We start from the raw sequence: 13273 nt of genomic DNA, 5'->3' as shown, positions 1-13273 counted from the left end.
GTCCTTGGGGGTGGGGACGCCCTTGGCGGCGGGGACCCGTTCCCGGGTGCCGTGGTCGGTGGGGGCGGAGGGGTGCTCGCTCTGTTCGGCGGGCCGCTCGGACGTGGGTGCGAGGGTGGAGTCGGGCAGCGGGGCGGAGAGGATGGCGGCGATCTCGGGCCGCGGCACGGGCGGCGGCGCGCAGACCCCGCCGAAGTCCTTGGCGCGGACGGCCTTGGTGATCCACGTACGGTCCAGGACGCGCCGTTCGTCTGCCTCGGCGACCAGGTCCTCGGACTGGTTGTAGTCGCCGTCGGCGGCCTGCACGGCCCACAGGTGGACGGCGACGCCGTGCTCCTTGGCTGCCATCATGCCGGGCAGCAGGTCGCCGTCGCCGGTGACCAGGACGACGTCGGAGCAGGCGCGGTTGCGGGCCAGCTCGGTCAGCTCGGCATGCATGGCGGCGTCGACGCCCTTCTGCGCCCAGCGGCCGTCGCTGCGGGTCAGCGCGCCCAGCCGGACGGTGACCCGGGGCATCACACGCAGTCTGCGGTGTTCGGGCTGGGGGACACGGTCGGGGGCGCCGTCGAACCAGTAGATCCGCAGCAGCGGCCGTTCGGTCTCGGATTCCGCCTGTTCGCGCAGGCCCTGGACGAGGGCGGCGTGATCGACGGTGATTCTGGATCTGGAGGGCTCTCCGGCGAGGAGACTCGCGGCGGCCCCCAGCAGATACCCGGCGTCCACCAGGACGATGCAGCGGTCCACACGACTCACCCTCTTCCCGGGAGATTTGCTTCGGGCCTGCTTCGAGTCTGCCCGACCGCACGGGGGTTAACGGCCGGAACTCGATCTTCGGCGTGGCGTTTCGGGGCGGGACGCTCCGACGAACCCTGTCACCGACGGTAATTATCCGAAATGCGCCATAAGTCAGCCTATGTGAATCTGAATCCGGCCCTGGCCCCTAGACCCCCAACAGGAGGCAGATCCCCATGGCCAAGAACAAGAACCGTGACCGTAAGCAGCCGCAGTCCGAGCGCACCCCGCAGTCGGCACCGCAGGCCACCCTCGAGCCGCAGGACGAGACGCGCTCCCCGCAGACGACGCCCGGCGACATGGCCCGCGGCAAGGGACGCGGCAAGCGCTTCGGCCACAACTAGCATCTGCCTGACGGGCCCTTGACGCCCTTGCGCATGCATGAGGGGCGCATCCGGATCTCCGGATGCGCCCCTTGCGTATGTCCTGCGCGTGGCCGGGGCCCGCGCGTGCCGGGTCCCCGCGCTGGTGTGTGCCGGCCGCTCAGCCGGCCAGGCAGGACGGGCCGAGCAGTACCTTCAGGTCGCCGAAGAGGGCGGGGTCGGGCTTGACCCGGTGCCGGTCCAGGCGCAGCACGGTCGTCTTCGTCGGGCCCTGGAGCTTGATCCGGACCTCGCTGTCGCCCCGGTGGTGGGTGAGGATCTCGCCGAGCCGGTTGATCATCGGCGGGGTGACCCTCACGGCCGGGATGGTGAGGATCACCGGGGCGTTGGTGCCCGCGTTGGACAGGTCCGGCACCTGGAGCTCCATGGCGACCAGGCGCGGCACGTCCTCCCGCTTGTCGAGGCGGCCCTTGACGAACACCACGGCGTCCTCGACGAGTTGGGTCGAGACCAACTGGTAGGTCGCGGGGAAGAACATGCACTCGATGGAGCCGGCGAGGTCCTCGACGGTGGCGATGGCCCAGGCGTTGCCCTGCTTGGTCATCTTGCGCTGGAGGCCCGAGATGATGCCGCCGATGGTGACGACCGCGCCGTCCGAGTGCTCGCCCCCGGTGAGCTGGGCGATGCCCGCGTCCGCCTTGTCCGAGAGCACGTGCTCCAGACCGAAGAGGGGGTGGTCGGAGACGTACAGACCGAGCATCTCGCGCTCCTGCGCGAGCAGGTACGTCTTGTCCCACTCGTCGGTGGTGAACTCGACGTCCAGGCCGAAGCCGGGCTCGTCGTTCTGTTCCTCGCCCATGCCGCCGAAGAGGTCGAACTGGCCCTCGGCCTCCTTGCGCTTGACCGCCACCACGTTGTCGATCATCGGCTCGTACTGCGCGGTGAGGCCCTTGCGGGTGTGGCCCATCGAGTCGAAGGCGCCGGCCTTGATCAGCGATTCCGTGGTGCGCTTGTTGCAGACCACCGCCTCGACCTTGTCGAGGTAGTCGGGGAAGGAGGAGTACTTCCCCTTGGCCTTGCGGGACTTGATGATCGACTCGACCACGTTGGTGCCGACGTTGCGCACGGCGGAGAGGCCGAAGAGGATCACGTCGTCGCCCTGCGCGGCGAAGTTCGACTCGGACTCGTTCACGTTCGGCGGGAGCACCCTGATGCCCATGCGGCGGCACTCGTTGAGGTACACGGCCGACTTGTCCTTGTCGTCCTTGACCGAGGTGAGCAGCGCCGCCATGTACTCGGCGGGGTAGTTCGCCTTCAGGTACGCCGTCCAGTAGGAGACGAGTCCGTACGCGGCCGAGTGGGCCTTGTTGAAGGCGTATCCGGCGAACGGGACCAGCACGTCCCACAGCGCCTGGATCGCCTCGTCGCTGTAGCCGTTCTTCTTGGCGCCGGCCTGGAAGATGGTGAAGTTCTTCGCCAGTTCGTCGGGCTTCTTCTTGCCCATCACGCGGCGCAGGATGTCGGCCTCGCCGAGCGAGTACCCGGCGATGATCTGGGCGGCCTTCTGCACCTGCTCCTGGTAGACGATCAGGCCGTAGGTGACCGCGAGGACCTCCTCCAGCGGCTCCTCCAGCTCCGGGTGGATCGGCGTGATCTCCTGGCGCTTGTTCTTGCGCTCCGCGTAGTTGATGTGCGAGTTCATGCCCATCGGGCCCGGCCGGTAGAGGGCCGAGACGGCGGAGATGTCCTCGAAGTTGTCGGGCTGCATCTGGCGCAGCAGCGAACGCATCGGGCCGCCGTCGAACTGGAAGACGCCGAGGGTGTCACCGCGGCAGAGCAGTTCGAAGGTCGTGGGGTCGTCCAGCGGCAGGGCGAGCATCTCCAGGTCGATGCCCTTGTTGGCCTTCACCATCTTGATGGCGTCGTCCATGATCGTGAGGTTGCGCAGGCCCAGGAAGTCCATCTTCAGCAGGCCCAGCGACTCGCACTGGGGGTAGTCCCACTGCGTGATGGTCACGCCGTCGGTGTGGCGCACCCAGACGGGGGCGTGGTCGACGATGGGCTCGCTGGACATGATCACGCCGGCCGCGTGCACGCCCATCTGCCGGACCAGGCCCTCGACGCCCTTGGCGGTGTCGATGACCTTCTTCACGTCCGGCTCGTTCTCGTACATCGCGCGGATCTCGCCCGCCTCGCTGTAGCGGGGGTGCGAGGGGTCGGTGATGCCGTTCAGGTCGATGCCCTTGCCCAGGACGTCGGCCGGCATCGCCTTGGTGAGGCGGTCGCCCATCGCGTACGGGTAGCCCAGCACGCGCGCGGAGTCCTTGATGGCGTTCTTCGCCTTGATCTTGCCGTAGGTGCCGATCATGGCGACCTTGTCGGCGCCGTACTTCTCGGTCACGTACCTGATCACCTCGACGCGCCGACGCTCGTCGAAGTCGATGTCGACGTCGGGCATGGAGACGCGCTCGGGGTTGAGGAACCGCTCGAAGATCAGACCGTGCGGGATCGGGTCGAGGTCGGTGATGCCCATGGCGTACGCGACGATCGAGCCGGCCGCGGAGCCCCGGCCGGGGCCGACGGCGATGCCGTTGTTCTTGGCCCACATGATGAAGTCGGCGACGACCAGGAAGTAGCCCGGGAACCCCATCTGGATGATGACGTCCATCTCGTACTCGACCTGCTTCTGCCGGTCCTCGGGGATGCCGCCCGGGAAGCGGCGCTCCATGCCCCGGCGGACCTCCTCCTTGAACCAGCTGACCTCGGTGAAGCCCTCGGGGATGTCGAACTTCGGCATGAGGTTCTTCGCCTCGAACATGCCGGTGGTGTCGACCATCTCGGCCACCAGAAGGGTGTTTGCGCAGCCCTCCTGCCAGGCCTCCGAGGAGTCGACGGCGTACATCTCGTCCGTGGACTTCAGGTAGTAGCCGGTGCCGTCGAAGCGGAAGCGGTCGGGGTCCGAGAGGTTCTTGCCGGTCTGGATGCACAGCAGGGCGTCGTGGGCGGTCGCCTCGTGCGCGTACGTGTAGTGCGAGTCGTTGGTGACCAGCGGCGGGATGCCGAGCTTCTTGCCGATGTCCAGCAGGCCGTCCCGGACCCGGCGCTCGATCTCGATGCCGTGGTCCATCAGCTCCAGGAAGTAGCGGTCCTTGCCGAAGATGTCCTGGTAGTCGGAGGCGGCCTTCAGCGCCTCGTCGTACTGGCCGAGGCGCAGCCGGGTCTGGAGCTCGCCCGAGGGGCAGCCGGTGGAGGCGACGAGCCCCTGGGACCACTGGGAGATGGTCTCCTTGTCCATCCGCGGCCACTTCTGCAGCCAGCCCTCGGCGTACGCGTCCGAGGAGAGCTTGAAGAGGTTGTGCAGGCCGGTCGAGTCGGTCGCCCAGATCGTCTTGTGGGTGTAGCCGCCGGAGCCGGAGACGTCGTCGCGCTTCTGGTGCGGCTGGCCCCACTGGATCTTGCGCTTGTTGCGCCGCGACTCGGGGGCGACATACGCCTCGATCCCGATGATCGGGGTGACCCCGGCCTTCTTGGCGGTGTGGAAGAAGTCGTACGCCCCGTGCAGGTTGCCGTGGTCGGACATGGCGATGTGGGTCATGCCCATCTCGTTGCACGCGTCGAACATGTCCTTGAGCCGCGCGGCACCGTCCAGCAGCGAGTACTGGGTGTGAACGTGCAGGTGCGTGAACGGCGGCTTCGACACGACATGGCCTCCAAGGGAAACGGACGACGACGGGCTGGCGGACAGTCCTGGGGTCAGCGTCGAAGTCTATGCCTCGGCACTGACACCCGGCGGGCTCCCCCGCGTACCTTCACAGCGGGGGCCGCGGGCACTTTCGCACGCGTCCGCCCGTTGGAGACGGCAGAAACGCTGTCGTACACATGAAGCACCAGGAGGCACCCCGCGATGTCGGTTCCGCAGCTCGACGAAGAGCCTCGCGGCGAGGAGATCCTCGCCGTCCTCGACACCGCCTTCGGCGAACTCCTGGCCGCGGACCCGGCCGCGTTCCGCGTGAAGTTCCGCAAGATGGCAGCCTCGGCGTTCGCGTTCTACCGGGGCACGGCCTGCCTCTTCTACCACGACCTGGACGCGGCGCGCAGCGACCGCGGCGACGCCGACACCTTCACCGGGCCGTACCTGGACGACCGCACCTCGCGCGTGTGGATCCACGGCGATCTGCACGCCGAGAACTTCGGCACCTACATGGACTCCCAGGGCCGCCTGATCTTCAACGTCAACGACTTCGACGAGGCGTACGTCGGTCCCTTCCTGTGGGACCTGAAGCGCTTCTCCGCCTCGATCGCCCTCGTCGGGTACGCGAAGGCGCTCAGCGACGACCAGATCACCGAGCTGGTCCAGGTCTACGCGGGCGCGTACCGCGAGCGGATCCGTGCCCTGGCCACCGGCGCCAAGCAGGACGAGGTGCCGCCCTTCACCCTGGACACGGCCGACGGGCCGCTGCTGGACGCCCTGCGCGACGCCCGTTCCCTGACCCGCTTCGGGCTGCTGGAGTCCATGACCGAGATCCGCGACTTCGAGCGCCGCTTCGCGTCAGGGGGCGGCTCCATCGAGCTGGACGCGGCCACCCGCTACAAGGTCCTCGCCGCCTTCGACGGCTATCTGGAGACGCTGCCGGAGACCTCCCTGACCCGCCCGGACTCCTACCGGGTGAAGGACGTCGTCGGCCGCCGGGGCATCGGCATCGGTTCGGCCGGCCTGCCCTCGTACAACATCCTGCTGGAGGGCAACAGCGACGCCCTGGAGAACGATGTGGTGATCTACATCAAGCAGGCCCAGACCCCGGCCGTCTCCCGCCACATCACCGACCGGGCGATCCGCGAGTACTTCCAGCACGAGGGCCACCGCACGGTGATCTCCCAGCGCGCCCTCCAGGCGCACGCCGACCCGTGGCTGGGCTGGACCGAGCTGGACGGCGCGGGGCAGCTGGTCGCCGAGGTCTCGCCGTACGCGGTGGACCTGGACTGGGGTGACATCGACGACCCCGAGGAGATCGCGGCCGTCGTCGCCGACCTCGGCCGGGCCACGGCCACGATGCACGCGGCGGCGGACGACACCTCCGGCGAGTCCCTGGTGCCGTTCTCCACCGAGCGGGCCATCGACGCGGCGCTGGCGGGCGACGAGGAGAGCTTCGCGCCGCTCCTGGTGGAGTTCGCGCACTCCTACGGCGCACGCGCGCGTGCGGACCACCAGATCTTCCTCGACCTGTTCCGCAACGGCCGGATCCCGGGCCTGTGACGGGATCCATAGCGAGATCCCTCAGGAAAAGGGCACTCACAGCGACCGTTTAGGGGCCTCTTACAGGCGCGCGTGACACACTCTTCTCCGCCATGGACATATCCGGGACCCGCCTCAGAGCCGTACGCGCGGCGCTGTTCACGGCTGTCGTCGTGACGCTCAGCACCGCGTCGCACGTGCTGCTGTCCCGGGCCCCGCTGCCGCTGAACACGGTGGCCGCCCTCGCGGTCGCCGTGTTCCTCCTCGCCTACGCGCTGGCGGGCCGGGAGCGCGGCTTCGGGCGGATCGCCGCCCTGCTGATCCCGCTGGAGCTGGCGGCCGACACGGTCTTCACCACCGGCCAGCACGTCTGCTACGGCCCCGCGGGCGGCCCGGTCGCCGGCCCGCTGCGCTCGGTCGGCTTCGACCTCCTGTGCGGCGACGGCACCGCGGTCGGCGCTCCGCTGGCCCGGGTGACAGGCACCGACCCGGAGCGGGTCGGCGGCCTCCTCGCCCATGCCGACCCGTCGACCGCCTGGCTGCTGCTGGGCGCGCACATCGGCGTCGGCCTCCTCGCCGCGGCCTGGCTGCGGCGGGGCGAGCGCGCGCTGGCCCAGGTGCTGCGCGCGGCGACCGCGACGACGTTCCGGCCGTTGCTGCTGGCCGTGGCCGCCGTGACCGTCCGCAGCGCCCCGGCCGTCCGCCGGCTGCCGCGGCCCGCGCCCCGCCCGGCCGCCACCGGCCTCGACCGGATCCTCGTGCACTCCCTGGGACGTCGTGGGCCCCCGCGCCCGGCCGCTGCCGCCTGAGCATCCCCCTGCCCGGCGCGGCCACGAGCACGACAGTCCCCACACCCACGTATCCCGCGCATCCCCTGCGCGCGTCCCACCTGGAGAACACCATCATGAGCAAGCGCAACAGTGCGGCGGCGAAGACGGCGGCTCGCGAGCGGCTCCGCGTCGAGCGCGAACGCCAGGCCAAGCGCACCAAGATCAAGCGCCAGGTCATCGTGGCCTGCTCGGTCGTCGGAGTGCTGGCGGCGGCCGGCGGCATAGGTTACGCGGTCGTCCAGAACAACAAGCCCACCTACTGGGAGGAGGCCGCGGACAACCCCCTGGTCAAGCCGGCCAACACCACCGGTGAGAACGGCACCACGGTCGTGATGGGCAAGAGCACCGCGAAGAAGACCCTCGTGATGTACGAGGACCCGCGCTGTCCCGTCTGCGCCCAGTTCGAGCAGACCGTCGGCGCCACCGTGAAGTCGGACTACGACGCCGGCAAGTACAAGCTCCAGTTCGTCGGCGCCACCTTCCTCGACAACGGCCTGTCCGGCGAGGGCTCCAAGAACGCGCTCAGCGCGCTCGGTGCCGCGCTCGACGTCAGCCCGGAGGCGTTCCTCGAGTACAAGACCGCGATGTACTCGGCGAAGTGGCACCCCGAGGAGAGCGACGACAAGTTCAAGGACGACAGCTACCTGATCAAGGTGGCCGACACGGTGCCCGCGCTGAAGAGCAACGCCAAGTTCCAGAAGGCCGTGAAGGACGGCACCTTCGACAAGTGGGCGCTGGAGATGTCCGAGACGTTCGACGACAGCGGTGTGAAGGGCACTCCGACGCTGAGGATGGACGGGAAGTCCCTGACCGCACCGGGCAGCGACAACGCCCCGATGACGGTCGCCGACTTCACCACCGCGCTCGAGGCCGCCCTCAAGGCCTGACCGGACCGAGCGGCCGGGAGGGCGGAAAACCGAAGAGCGGGCGAACTTTTGTCAGTTCGCCCGCTCTTTGTCGTACTGATCAGTAATCTGATCGCCCGTGACCAGTCGATACAGATCAACAGAGAGCACCGACACTCCGTCAGATCGCGTGGCCGCGCGTACCCCGCGCCGCCGTACGGTCGTCAAGGCCGCTGCCGCCACCGCCGTGCTGGCCGGGCCGCTCGCCGCAGCCCTGCCGGCGCGGGCCGCCGACGAGGCCCCCGCCTTCCTGCACGGTGTCGCCTCCGGCGACCCGCTGCCCGACGGCGTCCTGCTGTGGACCCGGGTGACCCCCACCGCCGACGCGATACCCGGCTCCGGGCGCGGCCCGGACACCGAGGTCGAGTGGGTCGTCGCCAGGGACAAGGCGCTGACGACCGTCGTCGCCAAGGGGTCCGTGACCGCGACCGCCGCCGCCGACCACACCGTCAAGGCCGACGTCCGCGGTCTGGCCCCGGCCACCGACTACTGGTTCCGCTTCTCGGCCGGCGGGACCGACTCCCCGGTGGCGCGTACCCGCACCGCGCCGGCGGCGGACGCGTCCGTGGCGGGCCTGCGCTTCGGCGTGGCCTCCTGCGCCAACTGGGAGGCCGGCTACTTCTCCTCCTACCGTCACCTCGCCGCCCGCGGCGACCTCGACGCCTGGCTGCACCTCGGCGACTACATCTACGAGTACGGCACCGGCGAGTACGGCACCCGCGACACCGTCGTACGCCGGCACGCGCCCACGCACGAGATCCTCACCCTCGCCGACTACCGCACCCGGCACGGCAAGTACAAGACCGACCCCGATCTCCAGGCCCTGCACGCCAAGGCGCCCGTCATCGCGATCTGGGACGACCACGAGATCGCCAACGACACCTGGTCGGGCGGCGCCGAGAACCACACCGAGGGCGCCGAGGGCACCTGGGCGAACCGTCAGGCGGCCGCCAAGCAGGCCTACTTCGAGTGGATGCCGGTCCGCCCGGCGCTGGCGGGAACCACCTACCGCCGGCTGCGCTTCGGCAAGCTCGCCGACCTCTCCCTGCTGGACCTGCGTTCCTTCCGCTCCCAGCAGGTCTCCGTAGGCAACGGTGACGTCGACGACCCGGACCGCACCCTCACCGGCCGCGCCCAGCTGGACTGGCTCAAGGCCGGCCTGAAGGCGTCCGACACCACCTGGCGGCTGGTCGGCAACTCGGTGATGATCTCGCCGTTCGCCATCGGCTCCCTCTCGGCCACCCTGCTCAAGCCGCTCGCCAAGCTGCTCGGCCTGCCGCAGGAGGGCCTCGCCCTCAACACCGACCAGTGGGACGGTTACACGGACGACCGCCGCGAGCTCCTCGCCCACCTGCGCGCGAACGCCATCCGCAACACCGTCTTCCTGACCGGCGACATCCACATGGCGTGGGCCAACGACGTGCCCGTGGACGCCGGGACCTACCCGCTGTCCGCCTCGGCCGCCACGGAGTTCGTGGTGACCTCGGTGACCTCGGACAACCTCGACGACATCGTGAAGGTCCCCGAGGGCACGGTCTCCGCGCTCGCCGCGCCGGTCATCAGGGCCGCCAACCGCCACGTCCACTGGGTGGACACCGACCGGCACGGCTACGGCGTCCTGGACATCACCGCCGACCGCGCGCAGATGGACTTCTACGTGGTGTCCAGCCGCACGAAGGCGGACGCGACCTCGTCCTGGTCCCGGTCCTACCGCACCCGCACCGGCACGCAGAAGGTCGAGCGGACGTACGACCCCGTGTAGCCGCGGTCCACAGGCCGGCTACGGACTGTCTACAGGCTGTCGAGGAAGCCGAGCGCCACCCGCCAGGTGGCCTCGGCCGCCTCCGCGTCGTGGTCGGGCAGGCCGGGGTCGGTGTAGAGGTGACCGGCCCCGGCGTACCGGTAGACCTCCACGTCGGCGCCCGCCCGGCCCATCTGGAGGTACCAGGCGCTCAGCCAGTCGTCGGTCTCGAACGGGTCCGGCTCGGCCACGTGCAGCTGTACCGGCAGGCCGTCGACCGAGGCGTTGGGCGCGAGGTCGGAAGTGCCGTGCAGAAGCAGCAGGCCGCGTGCCCTCTCGTCGCCGAGGGCGAGGGTCTGCGCGATCGACGCGCCCAGCGAGAACCCGGCGTACACGAGCCCGCGCTCGGAGTAGGGCGCGGCGGCCAGGACGGCTCTCCTGAGCAACTCGTCCTTGCCGATCTTCTCGTTGTGGGCCATGCCCTCCTCGACCGTGTCGAACGTGCGCCCGTCGAAGAGGTCCGGGGTCCACACCTCGTGGCCGGCGGCGCGCAGCCGGTCCGCCGCGGCGCGCACCGCGGGGCGCGGTCCGTAGGTCGAGTGGAAGAGCATGATGTTCATGAGGCCATGGTGCCAGCCGGCACCGACAACGCCCCACGAGCCTTCCCCCGCCACCCGGCACGTGGGTCTCTTCACACCGTCCGCATGTTCACGACCCCGCCGGGCCGGTTACGTTCGATGGCATGGAGAACCTGCTCCGCCCACTGATCGTGGTCGGCGGTTCGGTCGTGCTGACGTTGTTCATCGGCTGGGCCACCGACCGACTGCTGTGCAAGGCCGATGAACGGCATCCGGAGACGTCCCTGTGGGGGCTGCTGCGCCGAGGGCGCATCCCGTACCAGCTCGTGCTCTGCGCGGCGCTGCTGAGAGGGTCGTTCGACCGGGCCGAGGTGCTGGAGGACCACCGCGTCGGCGTCGGCCGCACGCTCACCCTGGTGCTGATCGGGTCGGCGGCCTGGCTGGCCGTCAGGATCGTCGGCGCGGTCGTCGAGACCACGTACACCCGGTACGCGCGCGTGCACCACGACGCGGCCCGGGTGCGGCGGGTCCGCACGCAGGTGTCGCTGATCATGCGGGTGGTCTCCGCCGTCGTCGGCGTGGTCGCGGTGGCGGCGATGCTGCTGACGTTCCCGGCGTTCCGGGCGGCCGGCGCCTCGCTGCTGGCCTCGGCGGGCATCATCGGCATCGTCGCCGGTGTCGCCGCCCAGTCGACGCTGAGCAACATGTTCGCCGGGTTCCAGATCGCCTTCGGCGACATGGTGCGCATGGGCGACACGGTGGTGGTGGACGGCGAATGGGGCACCGTGGAGGAGATCACACTGACCTTCCTCACCGTGCGGACCTGGGACGAGCGCCGGATCACCATGCCCGTCTCGTACTTCACGTCCAAGCCGTTCGAGAACTGGTCGCGCGGCACCCCGCAGATGACCGGCATCGTCTACTGGCACGTCGACCATTCGGCACCGCTGGACGCGATGCGGGAGAAGCTTCGCGACATCCTCCGCGAGTGCCCGGCCTGGGACGGCCGCGCCTACGGCCTGGACGTCACCGACACCACTCCCAACACCCTTGAGGTCAGGGCGCTGGCGACGGCCAAGGACGCCGACGACATCTGGACGGTCCGGGTCACCGTCCGGGAGAAGATGATCCGCTGGCTGGCCGAGGAGCACCCGTACGCCCTGCCCCGCGTCAACACCGCCGACGCGCTCCTGCCCCCGAACCGCGCCAACGGCCGCGTACCCGGCGGCATCGCACCCCAGCGCCGCGCCCACGAGTCACCGCGCGCGGACCGCTGACGGCCCGTGCCGCCGCGGGCCCGATACCCGCGGCGGCGCGACACGACGGACGGCAGGGCCGACTGACGCAGGGGTCGGTGCTCCGGAGGCCGAGACGTCACCCGGCGGAGCTCAGGCCTGCCACGTGGCCCTCGCCGGCGGCCCGTTCGGCGCCCCGCCGTCCGGCTACGGCTGGAGGCCCCGCCGCATCGCCCGGTGCGGGATGCCCGCGTCCCGGAACTCCGGGCCGTACGCCTCGTACCCCAGACGCTCGTAGAACCCGAGGGCGTGCGTCTGCGCGTGCAGGTCGACCGCCGCGAGTCCACGCGCACGTGCCGCGTCCTCGATGGCCGACACCAGCGCGGCCCCGACGCCGAGCCCGCGCGCCTCCCTGGTGACGGCGAGCCGCCCCAGTGAGCCGACCGACAGGTCCCCGCCGGTCTTCGCCGCGACCTCCGCGCCGTACAGCAGCCGCCCGGTCCCGAGTGGTACGCCGTCCTCGCGGACCGCCAGCACATGCACCGCGCCGGCGTCGTGGGCGTCGTACTCGATGTCCTCGGGGACGCCCTGCTCGCCGACGAAGACCTCCTTGCGGACCGCGAAGCAGGCCTCACGGTCGGCGGGGTCCTCCGCGACGCGGATCACGTACCCGCGCGGGCCGCTCATCCGTAGGTCTCCTCGCGGACCTGGTCGAGGGCCTGCTCGAGGTCGTCCGGGTACTCGCAGGCGAACTCGGCCCACTCACCGTCCCCGGGGTGCTCGAAGCCCAGCCGGACCGCGTGCAGCCACTGGCGGGTCAGCATCAGCCGCTTGGCGAGCGTCGGGTCGGCGCCATAGGTCAGGTCGCCGACGCACGGGTGGCGGTGGGCGGCCATGTGGACGCGGATCTGGTGGGTGCGGCCGGTCTCCAGCTTGATGTCCAGCAGGGAGGCGGCGCGGAAGGCCTCGATCAGGTCGTAGTGCGTGACGGAGGGCTTGCCCTCGGCGGTGACCGCCCACTTGTAGTCGTGCTGGGGGTGGCGGCCGATGGGCGCGTCGATGGTGCCGCTGGTGGGGTCCGGGTGGCCCTGGACGAGCGCGTGGTAGCGCTTGTCGACCGTGCGCTCCTTGAACTGGCGCTTCAGCGAGGTGTACGCACGCTCCGACTTGGCGACCACCATCAGCCCGGAGGTGCCCACGTCGAGCCGGTGCACGATGCCCTGGCGCTCGGCGGCACCGGAGGTGGAGATGCGGTAGCCGGCGGCGGCGAGTCCGCCGATGACGGTCGTGCCGGTCCAGCCGGGCGACGGGTGGGCGGCCACCCCGACCGGCTTGACGATCACGACCACGTCGTCGTCGTCGTGCACGATCTCCATGCCCTCGACGGGCTCGGCGACCACCTGCACCGGCGCGGGCGCCTGCGGCATCTCGACCTCGAGCCAGGCCCCGCCGTGCACCCGGTCGGACTTCCCGACCACCGACCCGTCGACCGTGACCTTCCCCGCGGCCGCCAGCTCTGCGGCCTTGGTACGGGAGAAGCCGAACATGCGGGAGATGGCGGCGTCTACACGCTCGCCCTCCAGGCCGTCGGGCACGGGCAGGTTGCGGGTCTCGGGAATCGTGCTCACCCGTCGAG

The 13273-nt window shown here is 70.3% G+C and carries 11 protein-coding genes; 6 read left to right on the top strand and 5 right to left on the bottom strand.

What is annotated here, in order from left to right; all coding sequences use genetic code 11:
• Window positions 1–744, bottom strand: a 744-nt coding sequence (locus tag P1P75_RS12390; RefSeq protein WP_319254562.1) for an NYN domain-containing protein, incomplete at its 3' end; no start/stop codon positions are given.
• A gap of 224 nt (window positions 745–968) precedes the next feature.
• Between P1P75_RS12390 and P1P75_RS12385 the strand changes: the two genes are divergently transcribed.
• Complete coding sequence (locus P1P75_RS12385; RefSeq protein WP_319254560.1) at window positions 969–1136, top strand: hypothetical protein; 168 nt, start codon at window positions 969–971, stop codon at window positions 1134–1136.
• 139 nt (window positions 1137–1275) lie between these two features.
• On the opposite strand, the gene dnaE is transcribed toward P1P75_RS12385, so the two are convergent.
• The gene (dnaE, locus tag P1P75_RS12380) at window positions 1276–4815 is read right to left on the bottom strand and encodes a DNA polymerase III subunit alpha (RefSeq protein WP_319254558.1); all 3540 of its coding nucleotides are present in this window, start codon (window positions 4813–4815) and stop codon (window positions 1276–1278) included.
• A gap of 204 nt (window positions 4816–5019) precedes the next feature.
• On the opposite strand from dnaE, the gene P1P75_RS12375 reads away from it, so the two are divergent.
• From P1P75_RS12375 to P1P75_RS12360, 4 genes are all read left to right on the top strand, one after another.
• Window positions 5020–6369: a DUF2252 domain-containing protein gene (locus tag P1P75_RS12375; RefSeq protein ID WP_319254556.1), complete on the top strand. Its 1350-nt coding sequence runs from the start codon at window positions 5020–5022 to the stop codon at window positions 6367–6369.
• Window positions 6370–6461: 92 nt separating this feature from the next.
• A complete protein-coding gene (locus tag P1P75_RS12370) occupies window positions 6462–7157 on the top strand; it encodes a hypothetical protein (RefSeq protein WP_319254554.1) in 696 nt (231 codons plus the stop codon).
• A 95-nt stretch (window positions 7158–7252) separates the two neighbouring features.
• Window positions 7253–8065: a thioredoxin domain-containing protein gene (locus P1P75_RS12365; protein WP_319254552.1), complete on the top strand. Its 813-nt coding sequence runs from the start codon at window positions 7253–7255 to the stop codon at window positions 8063–8065.
• 97 nt (window positions 8066–8162) lie between these two features.
• Complete coding sequence (locus P1P75_RS12360) at window positions 8163–9845, top strand: alkaline phosphatase D family protein (RefSeq protein ID WP_319254550.1); 1683 nt, start codon at window positions 8163–8165, stop codon at window positions 9843–9845.
• Window positions 9846–9874: 29 nt separating this feature from the next.
• Here the strand turns inward: P1P75_RS12360 and P1P75_RS12355 are convergent, their stop codons facing one another.
• Complete coding sequence (locus tag P1P75_RS12355) at window positions 9875–10444, bottom strand: dienelactone hydrolase family protein (RefSeq protein WP_319254548.1); 570 nt, start codon at window positions 10442–10444, stop codon at window positions 9875–9877.
• Between the two features lie 122 nt (window positions 10445–10566).
• On the opposite strand from P1P75_RS12355, the gene P1P75_RS12350 reads away from it, so the two are divergent.
• Window positions 10567–11679 carry a mechanosensitive ion channel domain-containing protein gene (locus P1P75_RS12350; protein WP_319254546.1) on the top strand — a complete coding sequence of 371 codons (1113 nt, stop codon included), beginning with the start codon at window positions 10567–10569 and terminating at the stop codon, window positions 11677–11679.
• Window positions 11680–11844: 165 nt separating this feature from the next.
• On the opposite strand, the gene P1P75_RS12345 is transcribed toward P1P75_RS12350, so the two are convergent.
• Both P1P75_RS12345 and P1P75_RS12340 read right to left on the bottom strand, forming a co-directional pair.
• Window positions 11845–12324, bottom strand: a complete 480-nt coding sequence (locus P1P75_RS12345) for a GNAT family N-acetyltransferase (protein ID WP_319254544.1) — start codon at window positions 12322–12324, stop codon at window positions 11845–11847.
• Window positions 12321–13265 (bottom strand): RluA family pseudouridine synthase, encoded by a 945-nt coding sequence (locus P1P75_RS12340; RefSeq protein WP_319254542.1) that lies wholly within the window; start codon window positions 13263–13265, stop codon window positions 12321–12323. The genes P1P75_RS12345 and P1P75_RS12340 overlap by 4 nt, the downstream gene beginning before the upstream one ends.
• Window positions 13266–13273 lie beyond the last annotated feature (8 nt).

Origin of the sequence: Streptomyces sp. ID05-39B, assembly GCF_033794725.1 — a bacterium.
GTDB classification, from domain to species: Bacteria; Actinomycetota; Actinomycetes; order Streptomycetales; family Streptomycetaceae; genus Streptomyces; species Streptomyces bobili.
The sequence above is the reverse complement of the archived record's forward strand: the minus strand, read 5'-3'. Positions and strand labels throughout refer to the sequence as shown.